Here is a 20,051-nt window from a genome sequence, read left to right on the forward strand (position 1 = left end):
GCCATCGGAGCCAGGGGCGGCTCAGTAGGCCATCCACCCGCCATCGACCATCAGGTTCTCCCCGGTGACATACATCGCGTCGTCCGAGGCGAGGAACAGCGCCGCCCCCGCCACATCCTCCGGCCGGCCGAGCCGCGGCCAGGGCGTGCGCGCATGGGAATAGGCGATCATCGCCGGGTCGACGGCCCGCCCCGTCTTGCCGGTGAGGATCTTCCCCGGCGCCACCGCATTGCAGACGATGCCCTGCGCCGCATAATCCACCGCCACCTGCCGCGTGAGATAGGCAACCCCCGCCTTCGAGGTCCCGTAGGCGATGTCGCCCGGCGAGGCGACCATCCCATGCTGCGAAGAGATGTTGACGATCCGCCCGCGCACCTCGCCGCGCGGCGGCTGCGCCAGCATCGCCCGCACCGCCGCGCGGCTCATCAGGAAGCAGCCGGTGAGGTTCACCGCCAGCACCCGGTCCCACTCCTCCTGCGTGCAGTCCAGCAGCGGCTTGCCGAGGGTGATGGCCGCATCGTTCACCAGCACGTCGAGCCGCCCGTGCCGCGCCACGACCTGCGCCACCGCCGCCTCGCAGGCTGCTTCCACCGAGACATCGGTGGCGATGTGCTCGATGCCGAGCCATTCATGCGTCGGCTGCCCGCCCTCCCGCACCACGGTCGTCACATCGGCGATGACGACGATGGCGCCCTCCGCGACGAAGCGTGCCGCGATCGCCCGCCCGATCCCCGACGCCCCGCCGGTGACGAGCACCACGCGATCCTTGAGCCTCATCGCCCGCCTCCGCTTGCCACGAGCATCCGCCGCTCCAGCCGCGCCACCGCATGGGCGAAGGGCCAGAGCAGCACGAAGTACAGCACCGCAGCCGCCATCAGCGGCGTCGGATTGTAGGTCTGCTCCTGCGCCACCCGCGCGCTCCGCAGCAGCTCCGGCAGCGCGACCATGGCGGCGATGGAGGTCGCCTTCACCAGCTCCAGGCTGTTCGAGGCGAGCGGCGCGATCACCGCCCGCAGCGCCTGCGGCAGCACGACCAGCAGCATCGCGCGCAACGGCGAGAGGCCGAGCGCCGCCGCCGCTTCCCGCTGGCCATGCGGGATGCTGGCGAGGCCGGCCCGGAAGATCTCGCCGTAATAGCCGGAATTGTTCAACACCAGCGCCAGCACCACCGCGGCGAAGGCCGGCAGCGTCAGGCCAAGAAAGGGCAGGCCGTAATAGATCAGCACCAGCAGCACCAGCACCGGGAAGGCGCGGAACAGGTCGATCCAGCAGAGCAGCCCGACCCGCACCGCGCGGCCGCCCAACGCGCAGCCGAGCCCGACCAGCAGCCCCGCCAGCATGCCGAGCGGCAGGGCGACGAGCGCCAGCTTCGCCGTCACCCACAGCCCCTGCGCCAGCAGCGGCCAGACGCGGACAAGGCTGTCCCAGTCGGCGAAATTGTCGATCAGGTCCTGCAGCATCATCGCGGCACCACCCGCCGTGCCTCGAGCCAGCGTGTCGCCACCACCAGCGGCAGGAACAGCACCAGGTAGAGCGCCGCGGCGAGGGTCAGCGGCGAAGGATTGGCCGCAATCGCCATCGCGCTCTGCGCCCTCCCCAGCACCTCGGAGAGCGACACGGCGGTGCCAAGCGCCGTCCCCTTGGTGATGGCAATCGCCCGGTTGGTCAGCAGCGGGATCGCCAGCCTGACCGCCTGCGGCAGGATGACGAGGAAGAAGGTCCCGCGGAACCGGAACCCCATCGCATAGGCCGCATCCCATTGCCCGCGCGGTAGGGCCTGGATCGCACTGCGGAAGATCTCGGCGGCGAAGGCCGAGAGCACCGCCCCCAGCGCCCCGACCGTCGCCCAGAAGGGCGAGAGCGTGATGCCCGCATAGGGCAGTCCGAAATACAGCACGATGATGACGGCCAGCTGCGGCAGCGTGCGGAACAACTCGATCCACATCACGAGGAGCTGCCGCAGCACCGGCACCCGCGCCGCCAGCACGACGGCCATGGCGAGACCCAGCCCGATGCCGAGCACCACCGTGGCGATGGCCGCCGACAGCGTCACCCAAAGGCCGGCGGCGATCTCCGGTCCGTAGCTGCGCAGGATATCGAGATTGAGGTAGTACTCCGCCAGCCGCTCCATGCGGCGATTACTGGCAGCGCGGCGTGTGCGCCGTATCCTCGAAGCCCGGCAGCCCCGGCGGCCCATAGCCCGGGAAGACCTGCGTCATCGAGGAGCCCGCATCCGGCGGCGCGCCGTACCACTTCTCATGCAGCCGCGCGAGGAAGCCGTCCTGCTTCATGCATTCCAGCACTTCCTCCACCCGGTTGCGGTACTCGCGGCTTTCCGGCCGGAAGGCGATGCCGAAATTCCGCCCCGTGTAGTCCTTGAAGGCGACGGTGATCTGCCGGTTCTGGCTGGCGGCATAGACCGTCGTCGGGATCTCGTTGATAGCGGCGAAGGCGCGGCGCGTCAGCACCGCCTGCACGCTGTCGGGGAAGGTGTCGTAGCGCTGCACCTCGAAGCCGTATTTCTCGGCATTCGCCGTCGCCCAGGTATCGCTGATCGTCCCGCGGTTGACCGCGATCGCCTTGCCCTTCAGCGCCTCCAGCCCCGCCAGCGTCTCGCTGCGCCGGGTGATGAAGCCGTTGCCTGTGGCGAAGAAGGGCTCGGTGTAGAGCATCCGCTGCGCCCGCTCCTCGGTGATGTTCAGCGGGTTGGCCGTGAACTCGAACCGCTTGGCGAAGAGCGCCGCGAACAGCCCCGAGAAGTTCACATCGACGATCTCGACCCCCGGCCGCCCGAGCCGCTTGGCGATCTCGGTCATCAGGTCGACGCCGAAGCCCTCCGGCCCGTTCGCCCCGCGCACCATCCAGGGCGCCACGCCGAAATCCGAGCCGACGACCAGCGGCCGGCTCTGCGGATGGTCCGCCTCCTGCGCCGGGGCAGCGAGGGCGAGGACCAACAACGGGGCGGCCAGCAGGAAGCGTCTCAGCACGCGTGGGCTCCTTCATTCGGGGAGCGCAGCCTCCTGATGCGGAGCCGATCCGTCAACCCGTTGTCAGGCAAGAATATCTGCCGGCGCCTCCCGCCGCAGCCGCTCGCCGAGCGTGCGTCCGAGCCGCTCCGCCTCCATCGCCGGCCCCTCGATGCGGTCGCGCAGCAGGTAGCTGCCATCCGGCCGGGCGATGAGCCCCGTCAGCCGCACCACCCCATCCGCCCCAAGCTGCGCATAGGCCCCGATCGGCGTCCGGCAGGAGCCGTCGAGCGCGCCGAGCAGCGCCCGCTCGGCGGTGGCGACGATCCGCGCCTCCCGGTCCTCGATAGCGGCGAGCAGCTCATGCAGTTCCACATCCCGCGCCCTGACGGTGACGCCGACGATGCCCTGCCCGGCGGCCGGCACCACCGCATCGGCCTCCAGCACCACGCCCGCCTCCCGCTCCAGCCCCATCCGCTTCAGCCCGGCTAGCGCCAGGAAGGAGGCGGCGAAGTCCCCGTTCCGTACCCGCCCCAGCCGCGTCTGCACGTTGCCGCGGATGATGGCGCAGCGCAGGTCCGGCCGCAGCGCCAGGATCTGCGACTGCCGCCGCACCGAGGCCGTGCCGATCAGTGCCCCGTGCGGGATGCAGGCCAGCGGATCGCGCTGGTCCGGCGCCCCGCAGACGGGCCCGAGGATGATCGCATCCCGCGGATCTTCCCGCTGTAGCAGGCAGGCGAGCACGATGCCCGGCGGCAGCTCCGTCTCCAAATCCTTCAGGCTGTGGACGGCGAAATCCACCTGCCCATCCAGCAGCGCCTCATGGATTTCCTTGGCGAAGAGCCCCTTGCCGCCGATATCGGCGAGCCGGCGGTCCTGCACCCGGTCGCCCTCGGTGCTGATGACATGTTCCTCGAAAGCCTTCGCATTGCGCAGCACCGGGCAGAAGCCGCTGACGATCGAGAGGAAATGCCGCGTTTGCCATAAGGCGAGCGGCGAGCCCCGCGTGCCGACCTTCAGCGGCAGGCTCTGCCCCGCACCGTGGCGCGGCGCGGTCGGGATGTCGAGGGAGCGCAGACGGGTCATCGTGGGCACTCCTGCTCAGGCGCGGGCGAAGCCGAAGAGATGCGCGAGATCCTTGAAGAAGATGCGCACATGCGCCATCGGATCGCGCCGCACCAGCTCCTTGTTCATGTAGGATTCCCAGGTCAGCCGCTGGACGTCCTTGTCCTCGCAGATGGCGACGAATTTCTCCCGCCGCTTGTCGGAGGAATACCAGAAGTACTGCATGATCCCGAGGATCCAGAAGACGCGGCCATGCGCCTTCATGAAGCGCTTGCGTGCGAGGCGCAGAGCCCGCGCATCGCCCGTGGCGAGGCAGGCCCCCGCCGCCTCCGCCGCCAGCCGCCCACCGAGCATGGCATAGTAGATGCCCTCGCCCGAGGCCGGCGCCACGACGCCCGCCGCATCGCCGGCCAATACCACGTCGCGTCCATTGTCCCAGCGCCGCGCAGGCTTCATCGGGATCGGCGCCCCCTCGCGGCGGATCGTCGGCTGCCCCGCCAGCCCCGTCGCCTCGCGCAGCGCGCCGACCGAGCCGCGCAGCGAGAAGCCCTTATGGGCGGAGCCGGTGCCGATGCTCGTCGTCTCCCCATGCGGGAAGATCCAGGAATAGAAATCCGGCGAATGCCGCCCCTGGTAGAAGACGTCGCAGCGCTTCGCGTCGAACTTCCCCGTGCCATCGGCTGGCGAGGCGACGATCTCATGATAGGCGAAGACGCAGGGCAGCTTCGCCGCCGCCGGCACCTCCTGCTTCGCCACCTTGCTCTTCGCCCCGTCGGCGCCGATCACCAGCCGCGTCCTGACGCGCGTCTCGGCGCCGTCCTTCGCGGCGTAGACGACGGCCGCCATGCCGTCCGCCTCACGCTCGATCCGCTCGAAGCTGCCCGTCGCCCGCTCCGCCCCGTTCTCCGCCGCGCGCACCCGTAAGAACTCGTCGAAATGCTCCCGGTCCACCATGCCGACGAAGCCGCCATCGATCGGCATGTCCACTTCGCGCGCGGAGGGTGCGATCATCCGTGCCGCGTTGACCCGTGCCACGATGATGCGCTCCGGGATGTCGAAGTCGCGTACCAGCCGGGGTGGGATGGCGCCGCCGCAGGGCTTGATCCGCCCGGCCTTGTCGAGCAGCAGCACGCGCCGCCCGGCCCGCGCCAGGTCATCCGCCGCCGTCGCCCCGGAGGGTCCGCCGCCGACCACGACGACATCGAAGCATCCCGGCTCGTTGGCCATGGTTGGGTCCTCCCTTACCCGTTGCGCGAGGCGGCGATGCCGTCCAGGCGAAGCCCTGGGGCCGTGGCCCGGCCGATCCTTGCCGCCAGCACGCCCGATACGAGGAACAGCGCCCCTTCGGCGCAGAACACGGTGCCATAGGCCATCGATGCCGAGCCGATGAGGCTGCGCGCTAGGTCGCTCGCCCCGGCCCCCGCCAACCCGCCGAGCCCGAAGGCGATGGCCTGCGCCGCGCCCCAGAGGCCCATGCGCGTTCCCTCGCGCCCGCCGCGGCCCTGGCCGGCCAGCTGCATCATCGTGGCGATCGCCGCCGCCGCGAAGGCGCCGTTCGCCGCCCCGAGCGCCACGTAGGACAGGCCAAGCGGCCAGCCCGGACCGACCGCGGCAGCTCCGGTAAGCCCGAACAGCGCCACCGCCGAGGCGGCGCATCCGGCCACCGTCCATCCCTTCAGCGAGCCGAGGCGCCCGCCGAACAGCGCCACCAGCACCATCCCACCGAAAACCCCGCCATGCTGCAGCGAGGCCAGCTGCGTCGTCTGCCCGAGCGAGAGGCCGAACACGACACCCCCGAACGGCTCGAGGATTAGGTCCTGCGCGCTATAGGCCAGCATCGAGATGAAGACGAAGACGGTGAATTGCCGCGCCTGCCGCTCCCCCCAGATTTCTGCAAGGGCCGTCCGGAACCCGCCCCGCGGCGCGCGCTCCGGCGCCGCGCGCAGCCCCGCCGGCTCCATTCCCCAGACCGCCAGCACCGTCACCAGCATGGCCATGCCCGAGACTGCCGCCGCCACCGCCAGCAGCCGCGCCGGCGAGAAGGGGTCGAGGAACCGCCCGGCCAACGCGGTTGTCACGATGAAGCCGAAGATCATCATCAGCCAGACGATGGTCGCCGCCGGCGCCCGCCGGGCCGGCGCCACCCGTGTGGCCAGCAGCGCCAGCAGCGAAGTCCCCGCCGCGCCCACGCCGAGCCCGATCGTCACGAAGGACAGCGCCGCCAGCGCCAGCCCCGCCACCCGCCACTCCGCCATCAGCCCCGTCGCCAGCGCCGCGCCGATGCCGCCCAGCCCCAGCACGCCGACCCCGCCGATGATCCAGGGCGTCCGCCGCCCGCCGGTGTCCGAGCCGTAGCCCATCGCCGGCCGCATCAGCTGCATCGCGTAATGCAGCGCCACCAGCAGGCCGGGGATGGTCGCCGGCAGCCCCAGCTCCACCACCATCACCCGGTTGATGGCCGAGGTCGTCAACACGACGATCGCCCCCAGCGCCGTCTGGACCAGCCCGAGGCGCAGGATGCCGAGCCAGCCGATCATGGCAGCACGGGCCGCAAGGCAAAGGCGGCGAAAAGCATCCCGAGCACATAGAGCGTCGTACCCGTGCCGTTGTACCAGGGCGCCCGGCCGCGCGGGTCGGCCAGCAGCCGCTGCATCAGCCAGAGCTGCGCCGCCAGCAGCAGGCCGATGGCGCCCGCCTGCCAGGCACTGCCCCAGCTTACCAGCAGCGCCACGACGACGACCTGCGGCGCCGCCATCACCACGCAGGCCAGCTGCGCCGCCCGCTCCACGCCGAGCTTCACGGGGAGGGAGCCGATGCCCATGCGCGCATCGCCCTCGACCGACTTGAAGTCGTTCAGCGTCATGATCCCATGCGCGCCGATGCTGTAGAGCGCGGCGATGGCGAGCACCCGCCCATCCGGCGCCGCCGCCCCCAGCACCGCTGCCCCGGTGATCCAGGGCAGGCCCTCGTAGCAGGCGCCGCAGGCGGCATTGCCCCACCAGCCATTCGCCTTCAGCCGCAGCGGCGGCGCGCTGTAGGCCCAGGCCAGCACCAGGCCGAGCACCGTCGCCGCGAAGCCCCAGGGGCCGAGCACCGTCGCCACGGCGAGCGAGACCAGCGTCCAAAGGATGGCGATACAGAGTCCCCACCGCCCCGGGATGCGCCCGGAGGGGATCGGCCGCCCCGGCTCGTTGATCGCATCCACATGCCGGTCGAACCAGTCGTTGACCGCCTGGCTCGTGCCGCAGACCAACGGCCCGGTCAGCAGCAGCCCCGCCGCGATCACATGCCACCGCCCCGCGCCCCCCGCGCCCGAGGACACCACCCCGCAGGAGAAGGCCCACATCGGCGCGAACCAAGTGATCGGCTTCAGCAGCTCAAGGCAGGCGGCGGGGTCGAGGCGGAGGGCGCGGTCGCTCATGCGGTCATCCCATTCCGTCATTCTCGGCGGGCAGGTCACCAAGCCCGTAGCGCCGGAGCTTCACATAAAGGCTCTGCCGGCTGAGCCCCAGCATCTCGGCGGCCGAGGCGCGATTGTCGCCCGTCAGCTCCAGCGCCGCCTCGATGCAGAGCCGCTCGATCACGTCGGTCGCCTCGCGCACCAGGTCCTTCAGCGGCACCTGCCCGATCAGCTCTGTCAGCTGTTCGACGGATCTCGGCGTCCGCGCCGCCGCCCGCGCCGGCGTGATGACGCGCGTGCCGATGTCGCGGATGGCGAAGCCGAAGCAGGGCCCGGTGCCGTTCGTCACCGAGACGGCGGAGATCTCTACATCGAAGGTCGCGCCATACTCGCCCCGCAGCGTGGTGGCGAAGAGCCGCACGGGCCCGCGCTGGCGAAGATTGGCCGTCAGCACCTCGATCTCGACGCCGGGCTGGCCGAGCCATCGCTCCAGCGGCTGCCCCACCGCCTGCTCCTCCGCCCCGAGCTGCGCCATCTCGACGAAGGCGGCATTGGCGGTGACGATGCGCCCGTCCTGTTCGGTGACGACGAAGGCGTCCGGCACGCTCTCCACCAGCCGCAGCATCTTCGACTTGGCGCGCGGCAGCACCACCGCCCCCGACTCACCCTGCGGATAGGTCAGCCGCACCAGGACCAGGCTGGCATTCTCCTGCCGGAAGGGGGTGGCGGAAACCAGAACCTCCCGCCCATCCTGCTGCAGCACCGCCTGCACGTCCTCCGCGCGTCCGGTCGCCCGCATCCCGCCCAGCGTCATCTGGATCCGGTCCCGCGCCGCCTCGCCGAAGAGGTCGAGGAAGACCAGCGCCGCGCCACGCTTGCCGCCGCGCCCGAGCAGCTGGTCCGCCGCGCGGTTGGCCTCCAGCACGGTGAGCGTCGCCGCATCGAGGATCAGCACCGGCTCGGTCCAGAGCTGGAACAGCATCCGGTACCGCGTCTCGGCATGGCGCAGCCGGGCATAGTCGCGGTCGATCGACTGCTGTGCCTCCACCAGCCTCTGCTGCAGCAGCGAAAGCGGCCTGAGGTCCCGCCCGAAGGCGACGACGCGGCCACCCTCGCCGACCCGCACCGTGGAGAAGAGGATCGGCACGGAACCACCCCCGCCCGCCCCCTGGTTGATGTGCCGCCAGCGCGGCAGGGTCCGGTCGGCCACGTCGCGCAGCATGGCCTCCACCTTCGGCCGGCTGTCCTCGGCCACGGTGTCGAGCCAGGGCCGGTCGAGCCAGCCCGCCTCGCTCTCCATCTCGGCGGCGAGGTCCTCACTGTTGAAAGCCACGTCACGGATGACGCCGCGCTCATCGATGATGAGGGCGATATCCGCTGCTGCGGTAATCAGGATTGCGGCGGCTTCCGCATCGAGATTGCCCAGCGATGTCTTCGGAGCCTTGAACGCCTTCACGGGCGACGGATTCCTTGCATTGGATATGGGGACGATTCCTCCCTGGAATTTTTCGCCGGACCTTGCCTCAGGCACGCTCTGCCAACAAGCGCAGCAGCCGTGCTGCCTGGACCGGCGCTTCCCTAGCATCCGCCGCCGTGGCATCCGCCCCGACCAGCGCCGCGTGGCCGGGGTGGTCGATGAAGGCCGGGCCACCCACCATCACCGCCAGGCCGCGGTAGCGCGAGGCCTGCCGCGCGCGACGGATGGTCGCCGCCAGCAGGTCCATCCGCTGCCTCGCGCCGAGCGTCAGGCCGAGCACCTCGATATGCGTGCGCCGCAGCAGGCCGGTGAGGTCGCCGATCGAGCGGACCGGCATGCAGTGCGTCTGCCACCCGGCGCGGCGGAAGAAATCCGCCACCATCTCGAGGCCGAAGGCATGCTGCTCGCCGGGCACCGAGGACAGCAGCACGCTCGGTCCGCCTGGGCGCGGCGGTGGCGCACCCTCCACCAGATGCGGGGCGAGGCTTTCCCGGATGCGGCGCAGCTGCCCGAGGCCGAGGGTCACAGTGGCGAAATCGCAGACGTCGTCGGCCCAGAACTGGCCGAGCAGCTGGGCGGTTGGCGCCAGCAGGCCGAGATAGATGTCCTCGACCGCCATGCCCGTGCGGTGCAGCGCCATGACATAGGCCGTGGCGGAGGTGCCGTCATGCCGCAGCAGCATGGCACCGAGCGCATCGATCCGAGCCGGGTCGGTCAAGGCGAGACTCCTCGACGGGACGGCGTGGGCAAGGCGGAGGCGCGGGATCACCTCAGCCGCCAGCGCGTCGCCGAAGCGGGGAGAATGGCCCGGACGCGGCGGTTCGGCGAGAGGGGAAAGCGGATCCGGCGTCGCGCCGGCGTCCGCCAGAGCCTTGGCCAGGTTCCGGCAAGACGTCGAGCCAACGGTTTGTCCCATGGCGGCCATCTGCTTGTCTCCCGCCGGAAGTTATCGGCCTCGCCCCAACCGAATGTCAATCTGTCTTTACGTCAATCAAGCTTGACACTCGGAAGCCGCCAGCCCTAGCCTTCCCGTACTGAGCGTCACGCAACGGGAGGACAATCGGTCGATAGCGATGCAGATGGGCGGCGCTGGCTGACATCAAATCCAACGCAGCTTCGGCATCACTGGGAACCGGTTCTTCAGCGGACCTTCTCGCGTAGGGGGTTGTCAAGCAATGTTTACAATCGGCGTCGTGACTCGCGTGATCGATTCCATCGATGCCTGCCCTTGGGGCACGGTGTCCGGCCGCCAAGCCGCCCGCACCCGCCGCCCGCCCCTCTACACCCCCGAGGAGCGCCGCCGCCGCGACGCCACCGGTTGGACCATGGTGCAGGGCGTCCTCGCCCCCGTGCAGTTCGGGGTCTTCCTTGTCAGCCTCGGCCTCGTGCTGAACTACCTGGCGACGGGCGAAGGATACCAGGCCGCAACCCTCTCCATCCTGGCGAAGACCGCGGTGCTCTACGCCATCATGGTCACCGGCTCGATCTGGGAGAAGGTCGTCTTCGGCCGCTACCTCTTCGCCCGCGCCTTCTTCTGGGAGGACGTGTTCAGCATGCTCGTCCTGGCGCTGCACACGGCCTATCTCGTGGCGCTCGCCGCCGGCATCGGCGACACGCACGACCTGATGTTGCTGGCGCTCGCGGCCTATGCCTCCTACGTCATCAACGCCGCGCAATTCCTGCTGAAGCTGCGCACCGCCCGCCGCGACGAAGCCGCCTGGACCGCCGCACTGGGCTATTCCAAGTGAGCGCCGCCGCGCTCGCCCGCGCCCCGGCGCCAGGTTGCACGGATGCGCCGGTGCTGCGGGAGCGCGGCCAGCGCGAGGTCTTCTGCGGCCTCACCGGCATCATCTGGCTGCATCGCAAGATCCAGGACGCCTTCTTCCTCGTCGTCGGCTCCCGCACCTGCGCCCATCTCATGCAGTCCGCCGCTGGCGTCATGATCTTCGCCGAGCCGCGCTTCGCCACCGCCATCATGGAGGAGCGCGACCTCGCCGGCATGACGGATGCGAATGAGGAGCTCGACCGCGTCGTCGCCCAGCTCCTCGCCCGGCGCCCCGACATCCGCCTGCTCTTCCTCGTCGGCTCCTGCCCGTCGGAGGTCATCAAGCTCGACCTCTCGCGCGCCGCGCAGCGGCTCAACGCCACCCATGCCCCTGGCGTCCGCGTGCTGAACTACTCCGGCAGCGGCATCGAGACGACCTTCACCCAGGGCGAGGATGCCTGCCTCGCCGCCCTCGTCCCCGAGATGCGCGCCGACCCGGCGCCCGGCCTCCTCGTCGTCGGCGCTCTGGCCGAGGTCGTCGAGGACCAGATGCGCCGCCAGTTCGAGGCGCTCGACATCGGCCCCGTCGCCTTCCTGCCGCCCCGCCGCGCCGCCGACCTGCCCGGCATCGGCCGCGGCACGCGCTTCCTCCTCGCCCAGCCCTTCCTCGCCGAGACGGCGCGGCTGCTGGAAGACCGCGGCGCCCGCCGCCTCGCCGCGCCCTTTCCGCTCGGCGCCGAGGGCACCACCGCTTGGCTCCGCGCCGCCGCCGAGGCCTGGGGCGTCCCCGCCGCCCGCTTCCGCGAGGTGACGGCGGCCGGCGAGCAGCGTGCCCGCACCGCCATCGCCCGCCACCGCGCCCTGCTCGCCGGCCGCCGCATCAGCTTCTTCCCCGACAGCCAGCTCGAGATCCCGCTCGCCCGCTTCCTCGCCCGCGAGCTGGACATGCGGCCGGTCGAGATCGGCACGCCCTACCTCCACCGCGCGCATCTCGCCGAGGAACTCGCCCTGCTCCCCGCCGGCGCCATGCTGAGCGAAGGCCGCGATGTCGACTGCCAGCTCGACCGCTGCCGCGCCGCGCGGCCCGACCTCGTCGTCTGCGGCCTCGGCCTCGCCAATCCGCTGGAGGCGGAGGGCTTCACGACCAAATGGTCGATCGAGCTGGTCTTCACCCCGATCCAGGGCTACGACCAGGCGGGCGACCTCGCCGGGCTCTTCGCCCGCCCGCTCGACCGCCGCACGCGGTTGATGGTGTAGCGCCATGCAGCTCGCCATCTGGACCTATGAAGGCCCCCCGCATATCGGCGCGATGCGCGTCGCCACGGCGATGCAGGGCCTGCACTACGTGCTGCACGCGCCGCAGGGCGATACCTATGCCGACCTGCTCTTCACCATGATCGAGCGGCGCGGTGCCCGCCCGCCCGTCACCTACACCACCTTCCAGGCGCGCGACCTCGGCGGCGACACGGCCGAGCTGTTCAAGTCCGCCGCCCGCGACGCCTTCCGCCGCTTCCAGCCCCAGGCGATGATCGTCGGCGCCTCCTGCACCGCGGAGCTGATCCAGGACGACCCGGGCGGCCTCGCCCGCGCGCTGGACCTGCCGATCCCCGTCATCCCGCTGGAACTGCCGAGCTACCAGAAGAAGGAGAACTGGGGCGCCGCCGAGACCTTCTACCGCCTGGTCCGCGGCCTCTGCGCCCCGCCCGCGCCGCGCCCGGCGGGCCGCGCGCCGAGCTGCAACATCCTCGGCCCCACCGCCCTCGGCTTCCGCCACCGCGACGACCTGCGCGAGATCACCGGCCTGCTGGAGCGCATGGGCATCGCGGTCAACGTCACCGCCCCGCTCGGCGCGACGCCGGCCGACCTCACCCGCCTCGGCGAGGCCGATTTCAACGTCGTCCTCTACCCCGAGACCGCCGCCCCCGCCGCCGCCTGGCTCGCCCGCGCCCATGCGCAGCCGGCGACGAAGACCATCCCCATCGGGCTCAATGCCACGCGCGAATTCATCGCCGAAGTCGCGGCGCTGGCGGGCATCGACCCCGCCCCGGTCCTTGCCGCCGAATCCTCGCGCTCCGCTTGGTACTCGCGCTCCGTCGATTCGAACTACCTCACCGGCAAGCGCGTCTTCGTCTTCGGCGACGCGACCCATGCGCTGGCCGCCGCCCGCGTGGCGACCGAGGAACTCGGCTTCACCCTGGTCGGCCTCGGCAGCTACGCCCGCGAGCAGGCCCGCGAGCTGCGCGATGCCGCCAAGGCCCACGGCATCGAGGCGACGATCTCCGAAGACTACCTCGCCGTCGAGGCCGCCATCCAGGCCGCCCAGCCCGAGCTCATCCTCGGCACCCAGATGGAGCGCCACACCGCGAAGCGCCTCGGCATTCCCTGCGCCGTCATCTCCGCCCCCGTCCATGTGCAGGACTACCCGGCGCGCTATTCGCCGCAGATGGGCTTCGAGGGCGCCAACGTCCTGTTCGACACCTGGGTCCACCCGCTGATGATGGGCCTCGAGGAACACTTGCTCGGCATGTTCCGCGAGGATTTCGAGTTCCAGGCGGAGGCCGCCCCATCGCATCTCGGCGCCACTGCCGCCGCCACTCCCACCCTCCCGGCGACCCTGACCTGGACCGCCGAGGCCGAGCGCGAACTCGGCAAGATCCCCTTCTTCGTCCGCGGCAAGGCCCGCAGGAACACGGAGCGCTACGCCACCGAACGCAGCATCGGCACCATCACCCTCGAGGCGCTCTACGATGCCAAAGCCCATTTCAGCCGTTAGCGCCATCCCCCTGCGGGTGATCATCGTCACGATGGACAGCCACCTGTCCGGCGCGGTGATGCATGCGGTGACGGCGCTGCGGCGCGAGCTGCCGGGCCTGACGCTGGCGGTCCACGCCGCCGACCAATGGGGCTCTGACGAGGTGGCGCTCGCTGCCTGCCATGCCGACATTGCCCGCGGCGACATCGTCATCGCCTCGATGCTCTTCCTCGAGGACCATATCCGCGCCGTCCTCCCCGCGCTGGCTGCCCGGCGCGAGCATTGCGACGCCATGCTCGGCCTGCTCTCCGCCGGCGAGGTGATGCGCCTCACCCGCATCGGCCGCTTCCGCATGGATGCCGAGGCGACGGGCGTGATGGGCCTGCTGAAGCGCCTCCGCGGCAACCGCAAGCCCGGTGCGCCGAGCAGCGGCAAGGATCAGATGAAGATGCTGCGCCAGCTGCCGCGGCTGCTGCGCTTCGTCCCCGGCACGGCGCAGGACGTGCGGGCCTATTTCCTCGCCCTGCAATACTGGCTCGCCGGGTCCGAGGAGAACCTGGCGAACATGATCCGCCTGCTGGTCGGCCGCTACGCCGCCGGCCCGCGCCAGCAGGCCCCCGGCAGCCTGCAACCCGCCGCCCCGCCGATCGAATACCCGGAGGTCGGCCTCTACCACCCCCGCGCCGCCGCCCGCATCACCGAGCGCGCCGAGGACCTGCCCGCCGCCGGCACCGCCGGCACCGTCGGCCTGCTGATCCTCCGTTCCTACGTCCTCGCCAACAACGCCGCCCACTACGACGGCGTCATCGCGGCACTGGAGGCGCGCGGCCTCCGCGTCATCCCCGCCTTCGCCAGCGGCCTCGACTCCCGCCCGGCCATCGAGCGCTACTTCCTAAGGGACGGCGCCGCCTGCATCGACGCGCTCGTCTCCCTCACCGGATTCTCGTTGGTCGGTGGCCCCGCCTACAACGATGCCCGCGCCGCCGAAGCCATCCTCGCGCAGCTCGACCTCCCCTACATAGCCGCGCACCCGCTCGAATTCCAGACGATGGAGCAATGGCAGGCCGATGCCCGCGGCCTGCTGCCGGTCGAGGCGACGATGATGGTCGCCCTGCCCGAGCTGGACGGCGGCATCTGGCCGATGACCTTCGGCGGCCGCACCGGCACGACGGATGGCGACACCGCGCATGAGATGGCCGCCCATCCCGAGCGCGCCGTCATGCTCGCCGCCCGCATCGCCAGGCTCGTCGAGTTGCGCCGGGCCGAGCGCGCGGCCCGCAAGCTCGCCATCATCTTGTTCAACTTCCCGCCGAACAGTGGCGCGACCGGCACGGCGGCCTATCTTGGCGTCTTCACCTCGCTCCACCACACGCTGTGCGGCCTGCGCGACGCCGGCTACACCCTCGACGTCCCGGCGACGGCCGACGATCTCCGCCGCATGATCCTCGACGGCAACCGCGTCCGCCACGGCACGGATGCCAATGTCGCGCTGCGCATCCCAACCGACGACATCCTCCGCCGCGAGACCTTCCTCCCCGAGATCGAGGCGCAATGGGGCCCCGCCCCGGGCAGGCTGCAGACCGACGGCGCCGGCATCTACGTGCTCGGCCTCCGGCTCGGCAATGTCTTCATCGGCATCCAGCCCGCCTTCGGCTACGAGGGCGACCCGATGCGCCTGCTCTTCGAGCACGGCTTCGCCCCGACCCATGCCTTCTGCGCCTTCTACCGCTGGATCCGCGAGGATTTCGCCGCCCATGCCGTGCTGCATTTCGGCACCCACGGCGCGCTGGAATTCATGCCGGGCAAGCAGGCCGGCATGTCGGGCGAATGCTGGCCCGACCGGCTGATCGGCGACCTGCCGAACTTCTACTTCTACGCCAGCAACAACCCCTCCGAGGGCACCATCGCCAAGCGCCGCGCCGGCGCCGCGCTGATCAGCTATCTCAGCCCGCCCGTCGCCCATGCTGGCCTTTATCGCGGCCTGCTGGACCTCAAATCCTCCATCGACCGCTGGCGCGCCCTCGAGCCCGGCAGCGACCCCGACCAGCAGGCCGCGCTGGCGAAGCTGATCCAGGCCCAGGCCGTCGCCGTCGATCTCGCCGCCGCCGACTCCGCCTGGGAGGATGCCGACACCACCATCCTCGCTCTGGCCCGCGAGCTTCAGGCGCTGGAAGAGACGCTGATCCCCTACGGCCTGCACATCATCGGCGAGCCACCGAAACCCGAGGACCGCGCCGCCATGCTCGACGCCGCCGGGGTGACGGAGCCCGAGCGCCGCGCCCATCTCGACGCCCTGCTCGCCGAGGACCACGAGATCCCCGCCCTCCTGCACGCGCTCGATGCCGGCTACCTCCACCCCGCCCCCGGCGGCGACCTGCTCCGTACGACGGAAGTCCTGCCCACCGGCCGCAACCTGCACGGCTTCGACCCCTTCCGCATCCCGAGCGCCTTCGCTGTGCAGGACGGCGCCCGCCAGGCCGACCGCCTGCTCGCCCGCCACGCGGCGGATGGCAACGCGCTGCCCGAGACCGTCGCCCTCGTCCTCTGGGGCACCGACAACCTGAAGACCGAAGGCGGCCCCATCGCCCAGGCCCTCTGGCTGATGGGCGCCGCCCCACGCTTCGACAGCTACGGCCGCCTCTGCGGCGCCCAGCTCCTGTCATTAGAGACGCTCGGCCGCCCGCGCATCGATGTCGTCGTCACCCTCTCCGGCATCTTCCGCGACCTGCTGCCCTTGCAAACCCGCCTGCTCGCCGAGGCCGCCCTCCTCGCCGCTGAGGCCGACGAAGCCCCCGCACGCAACTTCATCCGCAAGCACGCCCTGGCCTTCCAGGCCGCGCATGGCGGATCGATGGCAGAAGCCGCGCTCCGCGTCTTCGGCAATGCCGACGGTGCCTATGGCGCGAACGTCAACCACCTCATCGGCAACGGCGCCTGGACCGAGGAGGACGAGCTCGCAGACGCCTATGAGCGCCGCAAGGGCTTCGCCTATGGCGTCAACGGCAAGCCCGTCCGCCACGCCGCCGTCCTCGCCCATGTCCTGGCGAGCGTCGAGGTCACCTACCAGAACCTCGATTCCGTCGAGCTCGGCGTCACCACCGTGGACCACTACTTCGACACGCTCGGCGGCATCAGCCGCGCGGTGAAGCGCGCCCGCGGCACCAGCGCCTCGATCTATATCGGCGACCAGACGCGCGGCGACGGCGCCGTCCGCACCCTCTCCGAGCAGGTCGCGCTCGAGACCCGCACCCGCGCCCTCAACCCGAAATGGTACGAGGCGCTGCTCTCCCATGGCTATGAGGGCGTCCGCCAGATCGAGGCGCAGGTGACGAATACCCTTGGTTGGTCGGCGACGACCGGCGAGGTCGACCCCTGGGTCTACCAGCAGCTTACCGAGACCTTCGTGCTTGACGCCGCCATGCGCGAACGCCTGGCCGCGCTGAACCCGACCGCCTCGGCCAAGATCGCCAACCGCCTGCTGGAAGCGCATGAGCGCCGCTACTGGTCGCCCGACCAGGGCGTACTCGACGCGCTGCGCCATGCCGGCGAGGAGCTGGAGGACCGGCTCGAAGGCATCACCGTGGAGATGGCCGCATGAGAATCGAGACGCCGCATGCCGCCCTCCACCGACGCCCCGAGCCCCCGCGCATGGACGGTGAGGGCAGCCTGCAGGTCCACCTGGACCCGAACATGACCATCGGCAGCGCCAAGGTCTTCTCCGTCTACGGCAAGGGCGGCATCGGCAAGAGCACCACCAGCTCCAACCTCTCCGTCGCCTTCTCGAAGCTCGGCAAGCGCGTCCTCCAGATCGGCTGCGACCCGAAGCACGACAGCACCTTCACCCTGACCAAGAGCCTGATCCCGACGGTGATCGACGTGCTCGAGACCGTCGACTTCCACTCCGAGGAGCTGCGCCCCGAGGATTTCGTCTTCGAGGGCTACAACGGCGTCATGTGCGTCGAGGCCGGCGGCCCGCCCGCCGGCACCGGCTGCGGCGGCTATGTCGTCGGCCAGACGGTGAAGCTGCTGAAGGAGCACCGCCTGCTGGAAGATACGGACGTGGTGATCTTCGACGTGCTCGGCGACGTGGTCTGCGGCGGCTTCGCGGCGCCCCTCCAGCACGCGGACCGCGGCATCATCGTCGCCGCCAACGACTTCGACAGTATCTTCGCGATGAACCGCATCGTCGCCGCCATCAAGGCCAAGTCGAAGAATTACGACGTCCGGCTCGGCGGCGTCATCGTCAACCGCAGCGCCGCCACCGACCAAGTGGACAAGTTCAACGCCGCGACCGGCATGCGGACGCTCGCCCACCTGCCGGACCTCGACGTCATCCGCCGCTCCCGCCTGAAGAAGTCCACGCTCTTCGAGATGGACCCGACGCCGGAGCTGGTCGCGGTGCAGGAGGAGTACCTCCGCCTCGCCGCCAGTCTTTGGGCGGGGACGGAGGCGCTCAGCGCTTCGCCCATGAAGGACCGTGACATCTTCGACCTGCTGGGATTCGACTGATGCCGAGCAGCACTTACACCGCCCGCCGCAGCGAGCTTGAGACCTATTTCGACCGCACCGCCGTCGAGGCCTGGACGCGCCTCACTTCGACCGCCCCGGTCGGCCGCGTCCGTGCAACGGTCCGCGCCGGCCGCGAGGCGATGCGCAACACGCTGCTCTCCTACTTGCCGGATGACCTCACCGGCCGCCGCCTGCTGGATGCCGGCTGCGGCACCGGCGCGCTGGCGGTGGAAGCCGCCCGCCGCGGCGCCCATGTCACCGCCATCGACCTTTCGCCCACCCTGGTCGCGCTCGCCGCCGAGCGCGCCTCGGGCCGTACCGGCCCCGGCCATGTCGATTTCCTCACCGGCGACATGCAGGATCCGGCTCTCGGCAAGTTCGACCACGTCGTCGCCATGGACAGCCTGATCCACTACAAGGCGCCGGATGTCGTGGCGGTGCTCGCCGGCCTCGCCGCCCGCACGCGTCACTCCATGCTCATCACCTTCGCCCCGCGCACCCCGCTGCTGGCGGCGATGCACGCCGTCGGCCAGTTCTTCCCACGCGGCGACCGTTCGCCCGCCATCGAGCCGGTCGCGGAGCGCCGCCTCGCGCGCCTCGTCGCCGCCGGCCTCCCCGGCTGGCAGCCCGGCCGCAGCCGGCGCATCGCCGCCGGCTTCTACATCTCCCAGGCCCTGGAGGTGTGCCGCAGATGAGCCGCATCGCCCGGGCCTGGACCAGGATCGGCCCCGAATTCCTCCCCTTCGCCGATGCCGCTTCAGCCGAACTGCCCCTCGGCCGCCTGCTGCGCCTCTCGCTCTTCCAGGTCTCGGTCGGCATGGGCTCCGTGCTGCTGATTGGCACGCTGAACCGGGTGATGATCGTCGAGCTCGGCGTCTCCGCCTGGCTGGTGGCGACGATGGTGTCGCTGCCGCTGCTCTTCGCCCCCTTCCGCGCCCTCGTCGGCCACCGCTCCGACAACCACCGCTCGGCCCTGGGCTGGCGCCGCGTTCCCTACATCTGGATGGGCACGTTGCTGCAATTCGGCGGCCTCGCCATCATGCCCTTCGCGCTGATCCTGCTGTCGGGCGACAGCAATGCCCCGCCCATCGTCGCCCATGTCGGCGCGGCGATGGCCTTCCTCCTCGTCGGCGCCGGTCTGCACACCACGCAGACAGTCGGCCTCGCGCTCGCCACCGACCTCGCCCCACCCGAATCCCAGCCGCGCGTCGTCGCGCTGCTCTCGCTGATGCTGCTTCTCGGCATGATGGTGAGCGCCCTCGGCTTCGGTGCGCTGCTGCAGCATTTCAGCCAGATCCGGCTGATCCAGGTGATCCAGGGCGCGGCGCTGCTCACCATGGTGCTGAACTGCATCGCCCTCTGGAAGCAGGAGCCGCGCGACCCGGGACGCACCCGCGCGAGCCGCCCCCAGCCCGGCTTCCTAGACTCCTGGCGCCGCCTACGCGGCGAGGGCCGCTGGACGCGCCGCCTCGCCGCCATCGGCCTCGGCTCCGCCGCCTTCAGCATGCAGGACATCTTGCTGGAGCCGTATGGAGGCCAGATCCTCGGCCTCTCCGTCGCCGCGACGACGACGCTGACCGCGCTCTTCGCCGGCGGCGGCATCGCCGGCTTCGCCATCGCCGCCCGCGGCCTCGGCCGGGGCGTCGACCCGCACCGCATCGCCGGCTTCGGCGCGCTCGTCGGCGCCATGGGATTCGCCGCAGTCATCTTCGCCGCCCCGCTCGACAGCCCGGTGGCCTTCGGCCTCGGCACCGTCGTCATCGGCCTCGGCAGCGGCCTCTTCACCGTCGGCACGCTGACGGCCTGCATGGACCTCGCCCGCAGCGGCCAGGCCGGCCTCGCCCTCGGCGCCTGGGGTGCGGTGCAGGCGAGCTGCGCCGGCGGCGCCGTCGCCATCGGCGGCGTGCTGCGCGACATCGTCTCCGACTTCGCCATGCGCGGCGGCCTCGGCACGACGCTCACCGTCGCCGCCACCGGCTACGGCGCGGTCTATTTGCTCGAGATCGTCCTGCTCTTCGCCACCATCGCGGCGATCGGCCCGCTCGTCAGCGTCGTCCGGCCGCGGCCCACATCCAGGCTCGGCCTCGCCGGGTCCCCGAGCTAGCGGAGGAACGCCG

17 protein-coding genes are annotated in these 20,051 nt (G+C 71.0%); 7 read left to right on the forward strand and 10 right to left on the reverse strand.

Translation table 11 applies throughout. From position 1 onward, the window contains the following. Positions 1–21: 21 nt before the first annotated feature. The 10 genes from LH62_RS09605 to LH62_RS09650 form a co-directional block, all read right to left on the reverse strand. Complete coding sequence (locus LH62_RS09605) at positions 22–777, reverse strand: SDR family NAD(P)-dependent oxidoreductase (protein WP_043360845.1); 756 nt, start codon at positions 775–777, stop codon at positions 22–24. Next, a complete protein-coding gene (locus LH62_RS09610) occupies positions 774–1,463 on the reverse strand; it encodes an amino acid ABC transporter permease (RefSeq protein ID WP_236552519.1) in 690 nt (229 codons plus the stop codon). Before LH62_RS09610 ends, LH62_RS09605 begins: the two co-directional genes overlap by 4 nt. After that, complete coding sequence (locus LH62_RS09615) at positions 1,460–2,131, reverse strand: amino acid ABC transporter permease (RefSeq protein WP_043360848.1); 672 nt, start codon at positions 2,129–2,131, stop codon at positions 1,460–1,462. The genes LH62_RS09610 and LH62_RS09615 overlap by 4 nt, the downstream gene beginning before the upstream one ends. Positions 2,132–2,138: 7 nt before the next feature. Then, complete coding sequence (locus tag LH62_RS09620) at positions 2,139–2,987, reverse strand: ABC transporter substrate-binding protein (protein WP_201445458.1); 849 nt, start codon at positions 2,985–2,987, stop codon at positions 2,139–2,141. A gap of 63 nt (positions 2,988–3,050) precedes the next feature. Beyond that, positions 3,051–4,052 carry a hydroxymethylbilane synthase gene (hemC, locus tag LH62_RS09625; RefSeq protein ID WP_052214055.1) on the reverse strand — a complete coding sequence of 334 codons (1,002 nt, stop codon included), beginning with the start codon at positions 4,050–4,052 and terminating at the stop codon, positions 3,051–3,053. Between the two features lie 15 nt (positions 4,053–4,067). Further along, the gene (locus LH62_RS09630) at positions 4,068–5,258 is read right to left on the reverse strand and encodes a geranylgeranyl diphosphate reductase (RefSeq protein ID WP_043360849.1); all 1,191 of its coding nucleotides are present in this window, start codon (positions 5,256–5,258) and stop codon (positions 4,068–4,070) included. Between the two features lie 14 nt (positions 5,259–5,272). After that, the gene (locus LH62_RS09635; RefSeq protein WP_043360851.1) at positions 5,273–6,568 is read right to left on the reverse strand and encodes a BCD family MFS transporter; all 1,296 of its coding nucleotides are present in this window, start codon (positions 6,566–6,568) and stop codon (positions 5,273–5,275) included. Continuing rightward, positions 6,565–7,452: a chlorophyll synthase ChlG gene (chlG, locus tag LH62_RS09640; protein WP_043360852.1), complete on the reverse strand. Its 888-nt coding sequence runs from the start codon at positions 7,450–7,452 to the stop codon at positions 6,565–6,567. The genes LH62_RS09635 and chlG overlap by 4 nt, the downstream gene beginning before the upstream one ends. 4 nt (positions 7,453–7,456) lie before the next feature. Then, the gene (ppsR, locus tag LH62_RS09645) at positions 7,457–8,887 is read right to left on the reverse strand and encodes a transcriptional regulator PpsR (RefSeq protein WP_043360855.1); all 1,431 of its coding nucleotides are present in this window, start codon (positions 8,885–8,887) and stop codon (positions 7,457–7,459) included. Positions 8,888–8,954: 67 nt separating this feature from the next. After that, on the reverse strand, positions 8,955–9,626 hold the full coding sequence (locus LH62_RS09650; RefSeq protein ID WP_052214056.1) for a B12-binding domain-containing protein: 672 nt from the start codon (positions 9,624–9,626) through the stop codon (positions 8,955–8,957). A gap of 457 nt (positions 9,627–10,083) precedes the next feature. Here LH62_RS09650 and bchF point away from each other — a divergent pair, with 457 nt between their 5' ends. Genes bchF through LH62_RS09685 form a run of 7 tightly spaced genes read left to right on the forward strand, consistent with a single transcriptional unit; the run spans position 10,084 to position 20,038 of the window. Then, positions 10,084–10,656, forward strand: a complete 573-nt coding sequence (bchF, locus tag LH62_RS09655; protein WP_082012448.1) for a 2-vinyl bacteriochlorophyllide hydratase — start codon at positions 10,084–10,086, stop codon at positions 10,654–10,656. Then, entirely contained in the window at positions 10,653–11,930 is a 1,278-nt protein-coding gene (locus LH62_RS09660) for a ferredoxin:protochlorophyllide reductase (ATP-dependent) subunit N (RefSeq protein ID WP_043360858.1), read from the forward strand. Before bchF ends, LH62_RS09660 begins: the two co-directional genes overlap by 4 nt. A 4-nt stretch (positions 11,931–11,934) precedes the next feature. Beyond that, positions 11,935–13,446, forward strand: coding sequence for a ferredoxin:protochlorophyllide reductase (ATP-dependent) subunit B (gene bchB / locus LH62_RS09665; RefSeq protein WP_043360861.1), 1,512 nt, complete (start codon positions 11,935–11,937; stop codon positions 13,444–13,446). Further along, positions 13,421–17,023: a magnesium chelatase subunit H gene (locus LH62_RS09670; protein WP_043360863.1), complete on the forward strand. Its 3,603-nt coding sequence runs from the start codon at positions 13,421–13,423 to the stop codon at positions 17,021–17,023. The genes bchB and LH62_RS09670 overlap by 26 nt, the downstream gene beginning before the upstream one ends. Continuing rightward, on the forward strand, positions 17,020–17,934 hold the full coding sequence (gene bchL / locus LH62_RS09675; RefSeq protein ID WP_043360866.1) for a ferredoxin:protochlorophyllide reductase (ATP-dependent) iron-sulfur ATP-binding protein: 915 nt from the start codon (positions 17,020–17,022) through the stop codon (positions 17,932–17,934). The genes LH62_RS09670 and bchL overlap by 4 nt, the downstream gene beginning before the upstream one ends. Then, positions 17,934–18,629, forward strand: coding sequence for a magnesium protoporphyrin IX methyltransferase (bchM, locus tag LH62_RS09680; RefSeq protein ID WP_043360869.1), 696 nt, complete (start codon positions 17,934–17,936; stop codon positions 18,627–18,629). The genes bchL and bchM overlap by 1 nt, the downstream gene beginning before the upstream one ends. Beyond that, positions 18,626–20,038: a BCD family MFS transporter gene (locus LH62_RS09685; RefSeq protein WP_043360872.1), complete on the forward strand. Its 1,413-nt coding sequence runs from the start codon at positions 18,626–18,628 to the stop codon at positions 20,036–20,038. The genes bchM and LH62_RS09685 overlap by 4 nt, the downstream gene beginning before the upstream one ends. The last annotated feature ends 13 nt before the right edge of the window (positions 20,039–20,051 follow it).

The organism is Belnapia sp. F-4-1 (genome assembly GCF_000802185.1).
In the GTDB taxonomy this organism is placed as follows: Bacteria; Pseudomonadota; Alphaproteobacteria; order Acetobacterales; family Acetobacteraceae; genus Belnapia.